The organism is Janthinobacterium foliorum (assembly GCF_978021625.1).
In genome coordinates this window covers 1-17,459 of record NZ_CDXDQE010000016.1, presented here as the reverse complement: position 1 = coordinate 17,459, position 17,459 = coordinate 1, and the positions used below count along the sequence as shown (strand labels likewise).

The following is a 17,459-nucleotide window of genomic DNA, read 5'->3' as shown; positions in this document are numbered from 1 at the left end:
GGACTGGCAGAGGAGGTGTATCGCGATGCTGACCAGGACATGGACGATGTCGCGAGCCGGGACAGTATAGTGTATCTGCTGTTCTTGCCAGCGGCAGAGCATGCAAGTGTTCGCATGTTCTGGGTACCGGCTGGCAAGACAAGCATCGCGAATATTATGCAGGAGACGCCGGTTTGCTATTTTCCGTCACTACGGCGGCATCGACGCCTTTTTCGACCGGTCGCGTTTTTTTCTGCTCGACCAGGAGTGCTAGCAGTTTGTTGCGCATTGATTCGGAAAGCTTTTTTTCAAGGTAACGATGCACTATTGCTGCAACCGAAATTGCTGTAACGGTGGTCATGAAGATATAACCCCATGAGTGCATATGCGCTTCCATCTGCAGCTTGAGCATGGCCAGGCCGAAATAATGCTGGGTAATCGTATGGCTGAGGTAAAGCGAGAAGGAAATAGAGCCTAGCCAGACCAGCAAGCGCGGGGCGGGAATCTTGACAGTCTTGCTGGCGATGGCCATCACCAGCACGGTCAGTGCCAATGCGCCGCCCCATTTTGTGGGGCCGTGGAAATCCACCACTCGCGAGTACCCGATCCAGATGGTAAATGCGATGCTCAGGCCGAGAAGATGATAGGCAACGGCTGAATTCCTGATTCTGGCCCATTCCTGTATATACAACAAACCGATGGCGGCCCCTGCCAGAAACTCCAAAACAATCGGATTGCTCATCAAATTAAAATAGATGGGGGAAAAGGACAGGTTTCTGCTGACATCGTAGGCCGACTGCGCCAGATTTTGTTGCATGGGTATCAGCAATACGGTGACGATCATCCACGTGAAAAGAACAGGCCAGCGCCATTTCTTGAAAAACAGCGAGACACAGAAAATGGCATAAAAATACATTTCGAATTCCAGTGTCCAGCCCAGCGGCAATGCCGCACCAAAATAAGGCGGGTTATTGATGGAGGTTGGAATGAAGAGAATGCTTTTTAAAAATTGGAGGAGCGTGTCACTGGAAGTGAAATAAGCGGCGGTATCTTGTGATGCCACTACCCAGCAGAAGGTGATGACGGTATAGACCGGCCAGATGCGCGCGAATCGTTTGATGGCGAATATCTTGGCATACCTTAAGCTGCCGTCCGAGTTTCTCGTTGAATAGGCCATGATGAAGCCGCTAATGATAAAGAACAGGTCGACACCCATGGCACCCGGCCTGAGTACTTCTTCTGCTTTTTCCCAGGTGGGGGTGTTGAACATGAAGTAGCGTGCGTGTGTCAGGACTACCAGAACGGCTGCGATGCCCCTGAGCGCTTCCAGCCAGTCCAGTTTGTATTGATTTTTCATGGATTAAGACGCAGTTTCATCATAAAAGGAATGTTGTATCGGCGCAGTCTGCCCCTACGGGAGAGACATGTCAATGCGGTAATTTTGTTTTTTGTTATCACTCGGGATTTTATGTGACGTGCCGCTTGCAGCGGCCTAGATCACGGCGCCTAACTTGAAAATCGGCAAATACAAGGCGATCACGAGCGAGCCCACCAGCACCCCAAGCACCACCATCAGCGCCGGTTCCAGCAGCGATGTGAGGATGGCGATGGTGGCTTCGATCTCGGCTTCGATGATGTCGGCCGCGCGCGACAGCATGGCGTCGAGCGCGCCCGATTCCTCGCCGATGAGGGCAAGCTGCGTCAGCAGCGGGGGGAACACGCCGCTGTGTTCCATGGCCAGGGCCAGGCTGCCGCCGGCGCGGATTTCCCCGTCGATGCGCGCCGTCGCTTCCCGGTACAGCGCGTTGCCGGAGGCGGCGCCCACCAGGCCGAGTGAATCAAGCAGCGGCACGCCGGCGGCGAACATGGCGGCCAGCGTGCGTGTCCAGCGGGCAATCGCTGCCTTGCGCAGGAGCGCACCGAACAGGGGCAGGCGCAGCGCCTGCACTTGCGCGTGCCGGCGCAGGGCGGGACAGCGGCGCCACGCCAGGTGCAGCAGCAGGCAGGCCGGCACCAGCGCCGCCAGCATGGCGAGCCAGTAGCGCACGAGAAAGGCGGACAAGCCCATGACGACCAGGGTCGGCAGCGGCAACGGCGCGCCAAAACTGTCGAAGACCTGGCGGAAGGCGGGCACGACCACGCTCATGATGATGGCCGTGACGGCGATGGCGACAAGCACGATGGCCAGCGGATACATGAGCGCGCCGCGCACCTGCCGCCGCAGGGCGATGGCTTTTTCCTGGTGCGTGGCCAGGCGTGCCAGCAATTCCTGCACGATGCCCGCCTGTTCGCCCGCCGCCAGCAGGTTGCAATACAGGTCGTCAAACAATAGGGGAAACTGGCGGAACGCCTGCTGCAGGCTGCTGCCCGCTTCGATATCGTGGCGCAGATCGCGCATCAGTTGCGTGATGGCGGGCTTGGCGTGGCCCTTGCCGGCAATGTCGAAGGCGTGCAGCAGCGGCACGCCGGCCGCCATCATGGTCGACAGCTGGCGGGTGAACAGGGCGATATCCTTGCGCGTGATGGCCTTGCCCGGCGCGGCACGCGCGGCCTTGACCTTGCTGGCCAGGATGCCCTGGCGCCGCAGCGCAACCATGGCGGCGCTGGCGTCCGTCGCGCGCAGAATGCCGTCCACGGCTTGGCCATGGCGGTCCGTGCCCTTCCATGCAAACCGCCGTTCGGCCGCCATGTGCGCCTCCTGCCGTCACGGTAGCAGTAGCGGACCAAAGCGCCAGTGGCAGCAGATGCTGGTTTGATGTGGCTCAGCCTTTCGTGGTTTGTACTTCCGTCTGTACAACAGCCTGGGCCTTGATGTCGTCCGCGTCTGCCTCGTCGCTATCCGTGCCCTTGCTGATGCTTTCGCCATCGTCGCGGCGCAAGGTCCAGAAGGTCAGCGACGACAGGACCGTCAGTGCCGCCAGGGTCAAAAAGGCGTGGTGCAAGGCCGTGCTGAGCATGGCGCGGTCCGACTGCGGCATGTCGCCTAGGTACCAGCCCGTGATCAGCGAACCGAAGGCCAGGCCAAAGCTCATCGACAATTGCTGCATCGAACTGGCGATGGTGCTGGCCATGCTGGAATCGCTCTTGTCGACGTCGGCATAGGCAATCGTGTTCATGCTGGAAAATTGCAATGAGTTAAAAAAGCCCATGCACAGGCTGATGAAGACGATCACGTACAGGGGCGTGCCGGCGCTCACTTGCGAAAACATGGCGATGGTGACGCCGATCAAGACCGTGTTGACGATCAGCACCTGGCGATAGCCGAAGCGCGCCAGCACGCGCGCGGAAATGAACTTCATGCCCATGGCGGCCGCGGCCGACGGCATCATCAGCAAGCCCGACTGCCAGGCGGGCAAGCCCAGGCCCAGCTGATATAGCAGCGGCAACAGGAAGGGCAGGCCGCCCACGCCCAGGCGCGTGACGAAGCCGCCCACCACGGAGACGCGGAAGGTGCGGATCTTGAACAGGGTCAGGCGCAGCAGCGGATGCAGCACTTCGCTCGAATGCCAGGCGTACGCGGCCAGCAGGCTGATGGAAATGAACAGCAGCACGGCAAACGAGGTGGGATCGATGCGGTGTTCGCCGAAGATTTCCAGCAGCCACGACAACAGCGCGATGCCCGTGCCGAACAGCACCAGGCCGATCAGATCCAGCGGACGCGGCTTGTCGCCGTAATAATCGGGCATGTAGCGGTGCGCCAGGTACAGCGCCACCAGTCCCACGGGCACGTTGACGAAGAAAATCTCGCGCCACGACAGCCAGTGCACGATCAGCCCGCCCACCGTGGGCCCCAGCAGCGGGCCGATCAGGGCGGGGATGATGACGAAATTCATGGCCGCCAGCAATTGCGACTTGGGGAAGGTGCGGATGATGGTGAGCCTGCCCACCGGCATCATCATGGCCGCGCCCACCCCTTGCAGCAGGCGCGCCGCCACCAGCATGGGCGAATTGACGGACAGGCCGCAGAGGATCGAGGCGATGGTGAAGATGGCGACGGCGGCGGAAAACACGCGCCGCGTGCCGAAGCGGTCGGCCATCCAGCCGCTGATGGGGATGCACACGGCCAGGCTCAAAATATAGCTGGTGACGACCGCTTTCAGGCTCAGCGGCGTTACATTCAGGCTGGCGGCCATGGCGGGAATGGCGGTGTTGACGATGGTGGAGTCGAGTTGCTCCATGAACAGGGCGGTGGCGACCACCCACGGAAGGTAGCTTTTAATCGGGGAACTGGTCATGGATGCGGGGCCTAGTAAGGGATGCTGCGCCTGTGGTATGCCGGCAATTGTCACATAAATAGGCGCGAGGCGTCGCCGCCGCAGCGGCCTATTGTTGTGACAGGGAAACTTTGATCAGTCTCCCAGACCGTCCAGTGCTTCCAGCGCTTCCAGCAATGGCAGGGCCGCATCGGCGATGCGCTCCAGGCTCGCTTCGCGCAGGGCGCCGGTGTCGACCGTGTGCGCCGACGCCAGTCCCGCCCAGCGCAGCAGCGCCGCGCAGGCGGCGGGCGCGTCGAACATGCCGTGCAAATAGCTGCCCAAAATCTGCCCGTCGGGCGATACGGCCCCTTCCGGCCGGCCTGCGATGGCAAAGGCCGGCTGCTGCAAGGCAGGGCCGTGCGACACGCCCATGTGGATTTCGTAGCCGGCCACGCCGGCGTTGTCCGCACCGGCAAACGCGCACTGCCCCTTGACTTGCTCCAGCGTTTTTTCCGCCGTCAGTTCCGTCGCCATGTCGAGCAGGCCCAATGCCTGCGATGCGCCAGCGGGTCCTTCCACGCCCAGCGGGTCGCGCACGCACTGCCCCAGCATCTGGAAGCCGCCGCAAATGCCGATTACCTTGCCGCCGTAGCGCAGGTGCTTCGCCAGGTAGGCAGGCCAGCCCTGCTGCTGCAGCCAGGCCAGGTCGCCGCGCGTGTTCTTGCTGCCGGGAAGGATCACCAGGTCGGCCGGCGGGATCGGCTGCCCCTGTTTGACGAACTGCAGGTCGATGTCGGGATGGGCGCGCAGGGCGTCGAAGTCCGTGTGGTTGCTGATGCGCGGCAGCCGCGGCACCACCACCCTGAAGGCGCCCCGTTCGGCCTGCATCGCCTCGACGGCGTCTTCCGCGTCGAGGAACAGCCCTTGCAGGTAGGGCAGCACGGCCAGCACGGGTTTGCCCGTCTGCTGTTCCAGCCATTCGATGCCGGGCGTGAGCAGTGAAATGTCGCCGCGGAAGCGGTTGATGACGAAGCCGACGATGCGCGCCCGCTCGCTGTCGGACAAACACGCCAGGGTGCCGATGATGTGGGCGAAGACGCCGCCCCGGTCGATGTCGGCCACCAGGATCACGGGGCAGTCGACGGCTTCGGCAAAGCCCATGTTGGCGATGTCGCGCGCGCGCAGGTTCACTTCCGCCGGGCTGCCCGCGCCTTCGACGACGACGGCGTCGTACTGCTGGCGCAAGCGCGCATACGACTCCAGCACGGCGCCCATGGCGACGGTTTTATATTGCTGGTAATCGCGCGCATCCATTTCCGCGCGCACCTTGCCGTGGATGATCACTTGCGCGCCCGTGTTCGACGACGGTTTCAGGAGCACCGGATTCATGTCCGTGTGCGGCGCGATGCCGCAGGCCAGCGCCTGCAATGCCTGGGCGCGGCCGATCTCGCCGCCGTCGCTGGTCACGGCGCTGTTCAAGGCCATGTTTTGCGGCTTGAAGGGCGCCACCGTCACGCCGCGCCGTTTCAGCAGGCGGCACAGGGCCGCGACGACGGTGCTCTTGCCCGCGTCGGAGGTCGTGCCCTGTACCATCAGGGCGGGAAAGGGACTCTTCATGCCTGCTGCTCCTGTCGCTGCTGCCACTGCGCGATGATGTCGCTGATCTGGCGCAGTCCGTGCGTGATGGCGGCGGGGCCGGGCGAGAGGATGTCGGGCGACTTGATCTCGAACAGCATCTGGTTTTGCACGGCCGGCAGCGTTTCCCAGCCCGGCCGCGCCGCCAGTTGCGCGGGCTGGAATTTCTTGCCGCACCAGCTGGCGATGATGATGTCGGGCGCGCGCGCCACCACGTCCTGCGGGTCGGCGATGATGCGTTCCTTCGCGCCCGGCTGCACGGACAGTTCCGGGAAGGCGTCCGCGCCGCCGGCCAGCGCGATCAGCTCCGCCGCCCAGCCGATGCCGCTCATCAGGGGTTCGTTCCACTCTTCAAAATAGACCACGGGCTTGCGCTTCCACGCAGCGGCGCGGGCTTGCGCGGCGGCGATGTCGGCGCGCAGGCTGGCGATGAGCATGCGGCCAGCCTCCTCGCGCCGCACCAGCGCGGCCAGCACGGCGATCATCCGCAGGATGCCGTCGACGGTGCGCTGGTTGAACTGGTGGACTTCGATGCCGGCCTTGACCAGGTCGCGGCAGATGTCGGCCTGCATGTCGCAAAAGCCGATCACCAGGTCCGGCTTCACTGCCAGGATGCGTTCCAGGTTGGAGGAGGAAAAACCGCTGATCCTGGTCTTTTCCGCGCGTGCGCGGGGCGGGCGCACGGTAAAGCCGGAAATGCCCGCGATGGCGTCTTCCGCGCCCAGCGCATACAGGGTTTCCACGGCTTCCGTCGACAGGCAGGCGATGCGCTGGTAGTGACTCACGGTGCCGCCTTGACGGCGGGCGCGCTGCGGCGCTGGCGCGCCACTTCCAGCTGTGCGCACATGGCGGCCGTGCCTTCGATCATGCGCGGGCCGGCGCGGTTCAGCAGGTCGCCATTCAGGCGGAACAGATTATTCCGGCGCACGGCCGTCATCGACGGGAAGGCGCGCCACATGGCCAGGCCGCCTTCGCTGCGCGGGTCGCTCTTTTCGCTGGTGCCGAAGATGACTTCCGGGTCTTCCTGCAGCACGCCTTCCGGCGTGACGACGGGCGCCACTACCTTCATCGCGGCAAAGATATTCTGGCCGCCGCACACGCGCATGGCATCGCTGATGATGCTCGCGCCGCTCAGGGTGTACAAAGGCTTGTCCCATACCTGGTAAAACACGCGCACGGGCGGGCGCTGAGCGTATTGCGCCGTCAGGTTGGTCAGCTTGGCGCGCAGCTGGGCGGCTGCCGGTTTCGCCACCGCTTCCGTGCCCATCAACTGGCCCAGGCGCTCGATGCCGCTGGGGATGTCGGCCAGCTTGCGCGGCTCGCTGTGGTAGATGGGTACCTTCAGCTGGCGCAGCATGGCGATCTGGCGCTCGGCGCTGCCGTGCATCCACACGACGATCAGGTCCGGCTTCATGGCGATGATGCGTTCCATGTCGTACTGGCGGTTGTCACCCACCTGAGGGATTTTTTTTGCCGCTTCCGGATAGTCGCTGTAGCTGACGGCGCCGACGATCTTTTCGCCGCCGCCGGCTGCGAACAGCAGTTCCGTGATGTGCGGCGCCAGCGCCAGGATGCGCTGCGCCGGTTTTTCCACGGTGACGACATTGCCGTCGTCATCGCGCACGCTGATGGCGGCGTGCGCCTGCAGCGAAACCAGTCCGGCCAGCAGCAGCGAAATTTTCAAGGTGTTCATATGTGCTTCCATGCGGTGAGGGCCTGCTGCAGGCGCAGCCAGGCGGGTTCGTCGGGGGGCAGGCCCAGGCGGATGCCGCGTGCCGCGTGGCGGAACAGGCGCACCCAGATGCCTTGTTCGGCCATATGGCGCCAGAAGGCTTCGGCGCGCGCTTCCGGCCACCACTGGAACAGCGCCGTGCCGCCGCTGGCGATGCCGTGGGCCGCCAGCAGCTGCTGCAAACGGACGCCTTCGCCGCGCAGGCGCTCGCGCATGGCGTTCTGCCAGTGCGTGTCGGCGAGGGCCGCCAGCGCCACCTGCTGCGCCGGACCGCTGACGGCCCACGGTCCCAGCAGGTCGGACAGCTGGGCCAGCAAGGCTGGATGGGCGGCGACAAAGCCCAGGCGCAGTCCCGCCAGGCCAAAGAATTTGCCCACCGAGCGCAGCACGATCAGGCCCGGCTGGCTCGTATGCTGTCCCAGGCTGGCGTGCGTTTCCGTGTCGCCAAAGGCTTCATCGACCACCAGCCAGCCGCCGCGCGCGGCCAGCCTGCCGGCCCACGCCAGCAGCAGCTCGGGTGCGATGCGCTCGCCCGTGGGATTGTTCGGATTGCAGATCACCAGCACGTCGCAATGGTCCACCGCATCGGCCAGCTGCGCATACGGCACCTGGCGCAGCTGGTGGCCGTGCTGGCCCCAGTGGTGCGCGTGTTCCGCATACGAGGGCGCGGCCACCACCACGCGCGACGGCGCGCGCAGCCGGGGCAGGGCCTGGATGGCGGCCTGCGTGCCGGCCACGGGCAGCATGGCCGGCGCGCCGTAGTAGCTGCAGGCGGCAGCAGCCAGGGCGGGGTCGGCTTCCGGCAGCCGGTGCCAGGCGTTGGCATCGGGCGCTGGCGCTGCATACCAGTGCGGGTTGATGCCCGTCGACAGGTCGATCCAGTCGGCCATGGGCCGGCCGTATTCGCGCGCGGCGTCGCGCAGGTTGCCGCCATGCTCAAGCAAGATACTTTCCTTTCAGGTACAACAGACCCGCCAGCAGCGCCATCCAGATCAGCCACAGCACGGCTGTTTCGGCCACCAGGCGCCAGGCGCGGTCGATGTCGCGCGCTTCGGCGGGACGGCCGCTGCCCAGCGGCGGGCGCTGTTCCAGTGCGCCGTCGTAGATGGCGTCGCCGCCCAGGGCCAGGCCCAGGGCGCCGGCGCCGCTGGCCATCACGGGGCCCGCGTTCGGGCTGCCCCAGTGGGGCGCCTGCGTGCGCCAGCAGTGACAGGCCCGGCGCTTGTCGGCCATGCTCTTGCCCAGCAAGACATACGACAGGGCCGTCAGGCGCGCCGGCAGATAATTCAGGATGTCATCGATGCGCGCGGCGCAGCAGCCGAACCAGTCGTAGCGCGCAGTGCGGTAGCCCCACATGGCGTCCAGCGTGTTCGCCAGGCGGAACAGCACGGCGCCGGGGCCGCCCGCCACGGCAAACCAGAACAGGGTGCCGAAGACGGCATCGTTGCCGTTTTCCAGCAGGGATTCCGTGCTGGCCTTGGCCAGGCTGGCGGCATCGGCGCTGGCCGTGTCGCGGCTGACGATGCGCGCCGTCAGCAGGCGCGCATTGTCCAGGTCATCGATGGCTAGGGCATCGGCGATGGGCTGGTTGTGGTCGCGCAGGCTGCGCAAGCCCAGGCACAGATACAGCAGGAAGACGTGCAGGGCGGCGCCCGCCACGCCGCACAGCCAGTAGGCGGCATAGCTGAGCGGCAGCACGGCCAGCGACCACGCCAGCGCGCCGCGCAGGAAGCGCGCGCGGCCCCGGTTCAGCAGGCGCTCCAGCGCGCTGGCGAGACGGCCAAAACCCACCAGCGGATGCCAGCGGCGCGTCTCGCCCAGCAGCATGTCGAGCAGCACGCCGGCCGTCATCAGGGCGGCCAGCATGGGCAGCGACAGGCCGCTCAGCACGGGCCGCCTTTCAGGCACAGGGGCAGGCCGGCGGCGACAAACACGGCCTTGTCGCAGACGGCCGCCACGGCCTGGTTCAGGCGTCCCGCTTCATCCGTGAAGCAGCGCGAGATGGCGCCATACGGCACGATGCCCATGCCCACTTCGTTCGATACCAGCACAAGGTCGCAGCCGGTGTCGCCGATTTCGGCCAGCGCGTACAGCAGGTGCGCGCGCTCGCTGTGGAACAGCTCGGGCAGGGTGATGTCGCCCACGTCCGGATAGGTTTCGCCGCTGGAAAACATCAGGTTCGTCAGCCACAGGGTCAGGCAGTCGACCAGCAGCAGGCGGTGTGGACGCGCCTGCTGCAGGAGCGTGTCGCCCAGGCGCAGCGGTTCTTCCAGCGTGGTCCACTCGGCCGGGCGCTGCGCGCGGTGATGCGTGATGCGCGTGGCCATCTCGCCGTCGCCCGCCTGCGCCGTGGCGATGTACAGCACTTCCTTGCCCGATGCGCGGGCCAGCTGCTCGGCGTAGGCGCTCTTGCCGGAACGGGCGCCGCCGAAGACCAGGGTGCGCGTCATGGCGCTGTTACCACTCGGTGCCGAGTTGCGCGCCGATGCCGGCCGCATACGCATGCTTGACGACGGCCATCTCGGTGACGGTGTCGGCGATGGCGATCAGTTCATCGGGCGCGCCGCGGCCCGTGATGACCACGTGCTGCATGTGCGGGCGTTCCAGCAGGTCGGCGATGACTTTGTGCACGTCGAGGTATTTGTACTTGAGGGCGATATTGAGTTCGTCGAACAGCACCAGGCCATAGGCGGGATCGGACAGGAAGGTCTTCGCCTGTTCCCACGCCAGTTCGGCCTTTTCGATGTCGCGTTCGCGGTTCTGCGTTTCCCAGGTATAGCCTTCGCCCATCGCATGAAAACTGATTTCGTCGGGGAAGCGGCGCAGGAATTTTTCCTCGCCCGTCGACATGGCGCCCTTGATGAACTGCACCACGCCCACTTTCATGCCGTGGCCCATTGCGCGGATGGCCATGCCGAAGCCGCTCGAACTCTTGCCCTTGCCATTGCCCGTGTTGACGATGATGATGCCGATTTCCTTGTCCGCCTTGGCGATGGCCGCGTCGATGATGGCCTTCTTGCGCTCCATGCGCACGCGGTGGCGTTCGTTGATCGCTGCGGTATTGGCCGCGCTGTCCGCGTCGATGTTCTTGTTGTCGCTCATGGTTAATCCTCTTTCGGTATGAATATCTTGCGTTTGCCGTGATCGATGATCTCGATTGGGTGGCCCAGGTAGTCGCCCAGGATGGACGCCTGCATCACCTCGGCCACGGGGCCGGCCAGCCAGCCGCCGTCGCCCATCAGCAGCAGCGCGTGGGTGGAGACGCTGTGCGCCAGGTTCAGGTCGTGCCCCACCATCACCACCGTCTTGTTCTGTTCGCGGCACAGCCTGGCCAGCAGGCCCATGACGCTGACCTGGTGCGCCAGGTCCAGCGCGTTGGCCGGTTCGTCCAGCAGCAGCAGGGGCGTGTCCTGCGCCAGCATGGCGGCGATGGCCACGCGCTGGCGCTCGCCGCCGGACAGGCTGCGCACGTCGCGCTCGGCCAGGTGTTCCACTTCCATCGAGGCCAGCGCCGCCAGGGCGATGCGCTGGTCGTCGCTGCCTTCCCAGTAGTGGCTGTCGTGATACGGGTGGCGCGCCGACAGCACCGTTTCGATCACGCGGTACGAGAAGGCGTCATGCCGTGCCTGCGCCAGGAAGGCGCGTTCGCGCGCCAGCTCCTCCAGCGGCCAGTCGACCAGGGCGCGGCCCTGTACCGTTACGTGGCCCGCGTCGGGCTCGCGCAAGCCGGCCAGGGCGCGCAGCAGGGTGCTTTTGCCGGCGCCATTGCGGCCGATCACGCTCCAGCATTCGCCTCCCTTGATTTGCCAGGTGAGGTTTTCCACCAGGGAGCGGGTGCCTGCCTTCAGGCCAAGTTGGTAGGTGCGGATCATGGTTGTCTCATCTCCGGCGCAGCCGGTGCAGCTGGTACAGGAAGACGGGTGCGCCTATCATCGCCGTGACGACGCCGACGGGCAGCTGCAAGGGCGCCAGCACGGTGCGCGCCAAGGTGTCTGCCAGCACCAGGAAGGTGCCGCCGGCCAGCGCGGCGGCGGGAATCAGCAGGCGATGGTCGGGGCCGCAGGCAAAGCGCAGCGCATGCGGCACGATCAGGCCGACGAAGCCCACGCTGCCGGCGCTGGTGACGGCGCTGGCAGTGAGCAGGCCGGAACAGAAGAACAGTCCCTTGCGCAGGGCGCCCACGCGCACGCCAAGGGTGCTGGCCGCTTCCGCGTGCAGGGCCATGATGTTCAGCGAACGCGCGCAGCGCAGGGCGAAAATCAGGGCGCCCGCCAGGACCAGCCATGGCATCAGCCGCGCCGGCGCGCCGGACAGGTCGCCGATCATCCAGAAGATCATGCTGCGCAAGCGGCTTTCCGGCGCGATCGACAGCATCAGCGTGACGATGGCCATGCAGGCCGAGGCCAGGATCACGCCCGTCAGCAGAAGCAATGAGGCGCCGCCTTCTGCCGCTGCGCCGCCGCGCAGGTCGCGCCGGGCAAAGAAGTACAGCAGCATCGACACGCCGACGGCGCCGGCGAATGCCGCCGCATCGACCACCCACAGCGCGCACATGAACAGCAGCGCGGCCAGGGCGCCGACGGAAGCGCCGGCGGAAATGCCCAGAACATATGGGTCGGCCAGGGGATTGCGCAGCAGCGCCTGCATCATGACGCCGGCCAGCGACAGTGCCGCGCCGGTGACAAAGGCGGTCAGCGCGCGGCCCAGGCGCAGGTCGAGCAAGGTGGCGGCGAGGGTATCGGTCTTGCCCTGCACGACGTGGAACAGGGCGGAAGGCAGGTCGGCGAGCGGAATCGCGATCGAACCGGTCATGCCGGAGAAAATCAGGCTGGCAACGGCGCACACGACCAGCACCGCGATGATCACGGTGGCGCGGTGGCGCATGTTGCGAAAGAATGGGTGCATTGACTGCCTTAAGAAGCGGGAGACTGCAGGACTGCACTGCGGGCAATGGCATGGAGCCATGGCCCGCAGCTTACATCATTACTACTTGCTTATTTCATGCCGTAGCGTACGCCGACGAAGACTTTCGAGCCTGGCGTTGCATAGAAACGGGCCAGTTCGTAGTTCTTGTTGGCGATGTTGTTCCAGCGGGCCAGCACCGACCACTCAGGAGCAAACTGGTAGGTGGCGTACAGATTGACCAGGCCATAGCCGCCCAGGACGTTCTTGTTGGCGGCATCGTCGTAGCGTTTGCCCGACAGTTGCCATTCGGCGCCCGAGGTCAGCGCGCCCAGCGTGTAGTCAACGGCGACATTGGCGTGCTGCTTGGCACGGCGCTGCAGCTGCTTGTCCTTGGTTTCATCGCGCGGGTCCTGCAGGTCGATATTGCCACTGACATTGAAGGCGCCGAACTTGCGGCTGGCCGCCAGGGTCACGCCTTCGAGCAGGGCTTTGTTGACGTTGTAGGCGCAGCCATAGCTGCCGTTGAACAGCGGATCCGGGCATGGCGTGGTGTTGACCAGCAGGTCGGTGACCTTGTTATGGTAGTAGGTCGCGCTGGCTTGCGAGACGCCGTCGTTGTAGTGCAGGCCGATTTCCGCGTTGCGGCCCGTTTCCGGCTTGTTCGATGCCAGGCCATATCCCGGGTAGTACAGTTCATTGAAGGTCGGTGCACGGAAGCTGGTGCCATAGCTGGCGTTTGCGCGCAGCGCATTGCTGATGCGGTAGCCGTAGGCGATGCTGCCCGTGTTGTGCGAGCCGAATGCCGAGTTGTCGTCGCGCCGGCCGCTGATATTGAACAGGTGCGCGCCGCGTACCATGTTGTATGCCGCTGCGTAGGACTTGGTATTGCGTGCGCCCGTTACTTCCGGCGTGCTGCTCGACATGACGTCTTCGTCGCGGTAGCTGGCCAGCAATTGCAGGTTGTCGCGGCCGATGCGGATGTCGTTCTGCCAGGTGAAGTCGGTCTGCTTGGTGTCGATCTGGCTTTTGCCATACGATGCAGCGCTGCTGTCGTCGCCCGACTTGTCGCGCGCTTCCGCGTAGCGCAGTTCGCTGGTCCAGTTAGGCAGGAATTCATTCTTGGTGAAGACGGAGACGTTCTGCAGCTTCTGGTTACTGCGCGCATCGTAGCCCGGGCCGGCGTCGTACTGGGCTTTCAATTCGCTATTCAGGAACACCAGGCCGACTTCATGGCCCTTGGCCATCTGGTAGCCGAACTGGCCGCTGACGCTTTCCTTGTCGTAGCCGTCCTTGTCCGGGTTGTAGGTGAACGAGGAGGCGCCCAGCTTGGATGCGGAGAAACCATCCGACTTTTCCTTGCCTGCCGCCAGCGCGTAGCTGAAGCTGTTCACGCCGCCCGTCGAACCGGCAACGCTGGCTTCGGCCTGGCGCGTGTTGTTGCTGCCGTAACCGGCGAAAGCGGAGAAGCGCGTAGCGCCGTCACCTTTCTTGGTGAAGATCTGGATCACGCCGCCGATGGCATCGGCGCCGTACATGGTGCTCAGCGGACCGTAGACGATTTCAACGTGGTCGATGCTCGACAGGGGCAGGGCGCTCCAGTTGGCCGTGCCCAGGGTGGACGAGCCGATGCGCACGCCGTCGACCAGGACGATATTCTGGTTGCTGTTCGCGCCGCGGATGAACACGCTGGCCGAGGTGCCTGCGCCGCCATTGCGGGTCACTTCGATACCGCGCTGCTTTTGCAGCAGGTCGATCAGCGAGCCGGCGCCCGAACGGGCGATTTCTTCCGAGCTGATGGTCTGCGTGTCGCTCAGTACTTCGCTCAGGTGCTGCGGGTAGCGGTTGGCGGTGACGACCACCGGGTCGAAGGTGTCGGGCGTGGATTGGGCGAAAGCGGCAGGCGCGGCAATGGCTAGCGCGAGCGACGTGAGCGCCGCGTGGCGGGAAACAGCATGGGTCATGATAATTTTCAGTAAGTAATATGCAACCAGCCGACGTCCCCGTTGGCCAGATTGAACAGAAGTGGGAACTGAAGATGACGATCGAAGATGGCCATGGGCCATTCGGATCGCGAACATCCCCGTTCGCACACTTCCACCTGTCCTGGCCGGTATCCGGGCTGGCAAGTACGGCTATCCCACCTTCCCATGCTCGATGATTGCAAGCACAGTGGTTTTCAGAGAGAGCTTGTCGTCCGCTTCCGGTCGGGAGGGGCGACACTTGCTTACCGTTGCGGGGGCAGCACACGTTCGCCGCAGGCGCGGCATCGTGTTTCCCGTTTAACTGCGCTCATGGACATGAACGCGGGCACCAAAACCCCGCCATTATACGTGCAGCAGGCGTGGACTGAAATGGTTGGCTCGACGATTCGATATCAGAAATCGAGGCTGATCGTCGCACCATAGGCGATTTTGTGGGCCGAAGTGGCCGCCAGCAAGGCCGTTTCCTCCAATGGCAGCCCTGCTTGCAATGCGCACAGCAGGCGGATGGTGCCCGCATGGCAGAGGATGACAGCCGTTGCGTGTGGTTCGCGCAACAGATCATGCAGAAATGCGTCGACGCGGTTGGCCATGGACAGGACATTCTCCCCGCCGCCGGGCCGGTAATGGACCATGTCGGCGGCCCAGGCGTCGATTTCTTCGCGCGCGATCGCCTGCCAGGGCCGCATTTCCCAGGCGCCGAAATCCATCTCGGCCAGTCGGGCGTCAAAACGCAGTGCGCTCGCTGGCAAGTCCTGCTTCAGTGCCGCCGCCAGTTCGGCGCAGCGGCGCAGGGGGCTTGCATACAGCGGCACACCGGCCGGCAAGCTACTTTGCAGCGCGGCGCGCACCTTGCTCATTTCCTCCGGCGCCACGGCCACGTCGCTGCGGCCATAACAGATGCCGCTGGCGACGTGCGGCGCGGGATGGCGGACGAGAATCAGGCGCATGCTGCTAATAGAAGTGTACTGGCGGCTGGAAGCTGGACAGGATGGCCAGGTAGATCGCCACTTCCGCCACCTGCTGCACGGCGCCCAGGCAGTCGCCCGTGTAGCCTTGCAGGCGGCGCTGGCATTTGCGGCCCAGCCACCAGGCGGCGCCGGCAGCCGCCACGATGGCGAAGGCCAGTGCGCTCCAGTCCACGATGCCCAGTGCGCCGCAGGCGATGGCGGGCAGCAGGCCGCAGGCGGCGGCGATGAGGAATTCTCCCGTGCGCATCTCCTGCGCCATTGGCTTGGCCTTGCCTTCGTCGCGCGCGTAGTCCATGAGCCAGATCAGCGACACGGCCGCCAGGCGCGAAAGTGGATGGGCGATGAACAAGGCCGCGACGACGACGGCGGGCGGCAGCGCTGCCAGTGCCATGCATTTGACGGCGAGCAGGCAGATGATGCCGATGGCGCCATACGCGCCGATGCGCGAATCCTTCATGATTTCCAGCACCCGCTCGCGCGTCAGGCCGCCGCCGAAACCGTCGCACATGTCGGCGAAGCCGTCTTCATGGAAGGCGCCGGTCAGGTAAATGCCGGCCGCCACGGCCAGCAGCACGGCCACTGGCGATGGCAGCAGCCAGCTGGCCAGCACGTACACGGCGCCGGCAATGGCCGCCACCACCACGCCGACCAGGGGAAAGTAGCGCGACGCGTGCTGCAGCCAGGCCGGCTCGAAACCTACCCAGCGCGGGATGGGCAGGCGCGTGAAGAACTGCAGCGCAATGAAGAACAGCCGGCACTGGTGGAAGAGGGCAGTCAGGGGATTGAACATCGCCTAATCTGCCGCGGATTTTTCGCTGACCTGGGCCGAGGCGAAGGTCGCCATCTCGCGCATGAAGTTGACGGCCGCGTGCAGCAGCGGCAAGGCCAGCGCGGACCCCGTGCCTTCGCCCAGGCGCAGGTCCAGTTGCAGCAGTGGCCGCGCAGCCAGGCTGGCCAGCAGTTGGCGATGGCCGTTTTCATCGGAGCAGTGCGAAAACACGCAGTAATCGAGAATGGCTGGCCGCAGGCGCGCGGCCACCAGCAGGGCGCTGCTGACGATGAAGCCGTCGATCAGCAGGATCATGCGCCGTTCCGCCGCTTTCAACATGGCGCCGGCCATCATGGCGATCTCGAAACCGCCAAACGTGGCCAGCACGGCGAGCGGCTCGTTGACTGCCGCGTGATGCGCGACGGCCGCTTCGATCACCTGCTGCTTGTGCAACACGCCTTCCTTCGACAGGCCAGTGCCGGCGCCCACGCAATCGGCGACGGGCGTGCCGGTCAGCTTGTGCATCAGTGCGGCGGCGGCCGTCGTGTTGCCGATTCCCATTTCGCCAAAGCCCAGTACATTGCCTTCCAGTGTGGCGACCAGGTCCATGCCCGCCTGCATGGCTGCCAGGCATTGCGCCTCGCTCATGGCCGGTTCCTTGGCGAAATTGCGCGTGCCAGGGCCTTGCTTGCGGTTGAGTAAGCCGTCGCGCTGGCCGAAGTCGTGGTTCACGCCGGCGTCTACTATATAGAGGGCGCAATCGGCCTGGCGGGCGAAGACATTGATGGCGGCGCCGTTGCCGAGGAAGTTCTCCACCATTTGCCAGGTCACGCTTTGCGGATAGGCGGAAATGCCTTCTGCGACGACGCCATGGTCGGCGGCGAAAACGATGATGGCTGGCTGGTGCAAGGCCAGTTGCGTGCTTTGCTGAATCAGGCCAATCTGGCAGGCCAGGGTTTCCAGCATGCCGAGGCTGCCCAATGGCTTGGTTTTGCTGTTGATGGCGTGTTCGAGTGCGCCGGCCAGGGCGAGATTGGCGGTGGGTACGATGTGTGGGATAGGCATGGGGATCTATGTAGATGAAGCTGGGTATGGTCGTCGCTACGATATCACACAGCAATATTTGCCCAGCCGCAAAATAGCCCTTGCGGGGTGCGGACGGCTTTGCTATAGTTCGCCTCCCCAATGAGACGCAGTCAAATGCGGCACTTGAGGATCACCGGAAACGGTGATGTAGCAGAAAAGAAGGTGTTGACGGATTTAGCGAAATGCTTCATACTCTTCCTTCTTCGC

General features: G+C 64.6%; 16 protein-coding genes and 1 riboswitch. All 16 genes read right to left on the bottom strand.

Features of this window, described 5'->3' with window-relative positions; translation table 11 throughout:
* Nucleotides 1–154: 154 nt before the first annotated feature.
* The 16 genes from ACZ92H_RS25605 to cobT all read right to left on the bottom strand — a co-directional run bounded on the left by ACZ92H_RS25605 (nt 155) and on the right by cobT (nt 17,231).
* Entirely contained in the window at nt 155–1,336 is a 1,182-nt protein-coding gene (locus tag ACZ92H_RS25605) for an acyltransferase family protein (RefSeq protein ID WP_465051477.1), read from the bottom strand.
* Between the two features lie 135 nt (nt 1,337–1,471).
* The gene (locus tag ACZ92H_RS25600) at nt 1,472–2,668 is read right to left on the bottom strand and encodes a type II secretion system F family protein (protein WP_465051476.1); all 1,197 of its coding nucleotides are present in this window, start codon (nt 2,666–2,668) and stop codon (nt 1,472–1,474) included.
* A 73-nt stretch (nt 2,669–2,741) separates the two neighbouring features.
* Nucleotides 2,742–4,214 (bottom strand): DHA2 family efflux MFS transporter permease subunit, encoded by a 1,473-nt coding sequence (locus ACZ92H_RS25595; protein ID WP_465051475.1) that lies wholly within the window; start codon nt 4,212–4,214, stop codon nt 2,742–2,744.
* Nucleotides 4,215–4,328: 114 nt separating this feature from the next.
* Nucleotides 4,329–5,792 carry a cobyric acid synthase gene (locus ACZ92H_RS25590; RefSeq protein WP_465051474.1) on the bottom strand — a complete coding sequence of 488 codons (1,464 nt, stop codon included), beginning with the start codon at nt 5,790–5,792 and terminating at the stop codon, nt 4,329–4,331.
* A complete protein-coding gene (locus tag ACZ92H_RS25585; RefSeq protein WP_465051473.1) occupies nt 5,789–6,595 on the bottom strand; it encodes an ABC transporter substrate-binding protein in 807 nt (268 codons plus the stop codon). Before ACZ92H_RS25585 ends, ACZ92H_RS25590 begins: the two co-directional genes overlap by 4 nt.
* On the bottom strand, nt 6,592–7,503 hold the full coding sequence (locus tag ACZ92H_RS25580) for a cobalamin-binding protein (protein ID WP_131376135.1): 912 nt from the start codon (nt 7,501–7,503) through the stop codon (nt 6,592–6,594). Before ACZ92H_RS25580 ends, ACZ92H_RS25585 begins: the two co-directional genes overlap by 4 nt.
* Nucleotides 7,500–8,486 carry a threonine-phosphate decarboxylase CobD gene (cobD, locus tag ACZ92H_RS25575; protein ID WP_465051472.1) on the bottom strand — a complete coding sequence of 329 codons (987 nt, stop codon included), beginning with the start codon at nt 8,484–8,486 and terminating at the stop codon, nt 7,500–7,502. Before cobD ends, ACZ92H_RS25580 begins: the two co-directional genes overlap by 4 nt.
* Complete coding sequence (gene cbiB / locus ACZ92H_RS25570) at nt 8,479–9,432, bottom strand: adenosylcobinamide-phosphate synthase CbiB (RefSeq protein ID WP_465051470.1); 954 nt, start codon at nt 9,430–9,432, stop codon at nt 8,479–8,481. Before cbiB ends, cobD begins: the two co-directional genes overlap by 8 nt.
* Nucleotides 9,426–9,992: a bifunctional adenosylcobinamide kinase/adenosylcobinamide-phosphate guanylyltransferase gene (gene cobU / locus ACZ92H_RS25565; protein ID WP_465051469.1), complete on the bottom strand. Its 567-nt coding sequence runs from the start codon at nt 9,990–9,992 to the stop codon at nt 9,426–9,428. Before cobU ends, cbiB begins: the two co-directional genes overlap by 7 nt.
* Nucleotides 9,993–9,999: 7 nt before the next feature.
* A complete protein-coding gene (gene cobO / locus ACZ92H_RS25560; protein WP_465051468.1) occupies nt 10,000–10,644 on the bottom strand; it encodes a cob(I)yrinic acid a,c-diamide adenosyltransferase in 645 nt (214 codons plus the stop codon).
* Between the two features lie 2 nt (nt 10,645–10,646).
* Nucleotides 10,647–11,414 carry an ABC transporter ATP-binding protein gene (locus ACZ92H_RS25555; RefSeq protein ID WP_465051467.1) on the bottom strand — a complete coding sequence of 256 codons (768 nt, stop codon included), beginning with the start codon at nt 11,412–11,414 and terminating at the stop codon, nt 10,647–10,649.
* 7 nt (nt 11,415–11,421) lie between these two features.
* The gene (locus ACZ92H_RS25550; RefSeq protein ID WP_465051466.1) at nt 11,422–12,447 is read right to left on the bottom strand and encodes a FecCD family ABC transporter permease; all 1,026 of its coding nucleotides are present in this window, start codon (nt 12,445–12,447) and stop codon (nt 11,422–11,424) included.
* A gap of 89 nt (nt 12,448–12,536) precedes the next feature.
* On the bottom strand, nt 12,537–14,408 hold the full coding sequence (locus ACZ92H_RS25545; RefSeq protein WP_465051464.1) for a TonB-dependent receptor domain-containing protein: 1,872 nt from the start codon (nt 14,406–14,408) through the stop codon (nt 12,537–12,539).
* A gap of 127 nt (nt 14,409–14,535) precedes the next feature.
* A riboswitch (cobalamin riboswitch) is annotated at nt 14,536–14,777 on the bottom strand.
* Nucleotides 14,778–14,821: 44 nt separating this feature from the next.
* Entirely contained in the window at nt 14,822–15,376 is a 555-nt protein-coding gene (locus ACZ92H_RS25540) for a histidine phosphatase family protein (protein WP_465051463.1), read from the bottom strand.
* A gap of 4 nt (nt 15,377–15,380) precedes the next feature.
* Nucleotides 15,381–16,187, bottom strand: a complete 807-nt coding sequence (locus ACZ92H_RS25535) for an adenosylcobinamide-GDP ribazoletransferase (RefSeq protein ID WP_465051462.1) — start codon at nt 16,185–16,187, stop codon at nt 15,381–15,383.
* Between the two features lie 3 nt (nt 16,188–16,190).
* Nucleotides 16,191–17,231, bottom strand: coding sequence for a nicotinate-nucleotide--dimethylbenzimidazole phosphoribosyltransferase (gene cobT / locus ACZ92H_RS25530; protein ID WP_465051461.1), 1,041 nt, complete (start codon nt 17,229–17,231; stop codon nt 16,191–16,193).
* Nucleotides 17,232–17,459 lie beyond the last annotated feature (228 nt).

Coding starts and splice junctions, on each gene's coding strand:
- ACZ92H_RS25590 (WP_465051474.1), bottom strand. CDS start 5,792: ATGAAGAGTCCCTTTCCCGCCCTGATGGTACAGGGCACGACCTCCGAC.
- cobO (WP_465051468.1), bottom strand. CDS start 10,644: ATGAGCGACAACAAGAACATCGACGCGGACAGCGCGGCCAATACCGCA.
- ACZ92H_RS25595 (WP_465051475.1), bottom strand. CDS start 4,214: ATGACCAGTTCCCCGATTAAAAGCTACCTTCCGTGGGTGGTCGCCACC.
- ACZ92H_RS25545 (WP_465051464.1), bottom strand. CDS start 14,408: ATGACCCATGCTGTTTCCCGCCACGCGGCGCTCACGTCGCTCGCGCTA.
- ACZ92H_RS25550 (WP_465051466.1), bottom strand. CDS start 12,447: ATGCACCCATTCTTTCGCAACATGCGCCACCGCGCCACCGTGATCATC.
- ACZ92H_RS25580 (WP_131376135.1), bottom strand. CDS start 7,503: ATGAACACCTTGAAAATTTCGCTGCTGCTGGCCGGACTGGTTTCGCTG.
- ACZ92H_RS25605 (WP_465051477.1), bottom strand. CDS start 1,336: ATGAAAAATCAATACAAACTGGACTGGCTGGAAGCGCTCAGGGGCATC.
- cobT (WP_465051461.1), bottom strand. CDS start 17,231: ATGCCTATCCCACACATCGTACCCACCGCCAATCTCGCCCTGGCCGGC.
- ACZ92H_RS25600 (WP_465051476.1), bottom strand. CDS start 2,668: ATGGCGGCCGAACGGCGGTTTGCATGGAAGGGCACGGACCGCCATGGC.
- ACZ92H_RS25555 (WP_465051467.1), bottom strand. CDS start 11,414: ATGATCCGCACCTACCAACTTGGCCTGAAGGCAGGCACCCGCTCCCTG.
- cobU (WP_465051469.1), bottom strand. CDS start 9,992: ATGACGCGCACCCTGGTCTTCGGCGGCGCCCGTTCCGGCAAGAGCGCC.
- ACZ92H_RS25540 (WP_465051463.1), bottom strand. CDS start 15,376: ATGCGCCTGATTCTCGTCCGCCATCCCGCGCCGCACGTCGCCAGCGGC.
- ACZ92H_RS25535 (WP_465051462.1), bottom strand. CDS start 16,187: ATGTTCAATCCCCTGACTGCCCTCTTCCACCAGTGCCGGCTGTTCTTC.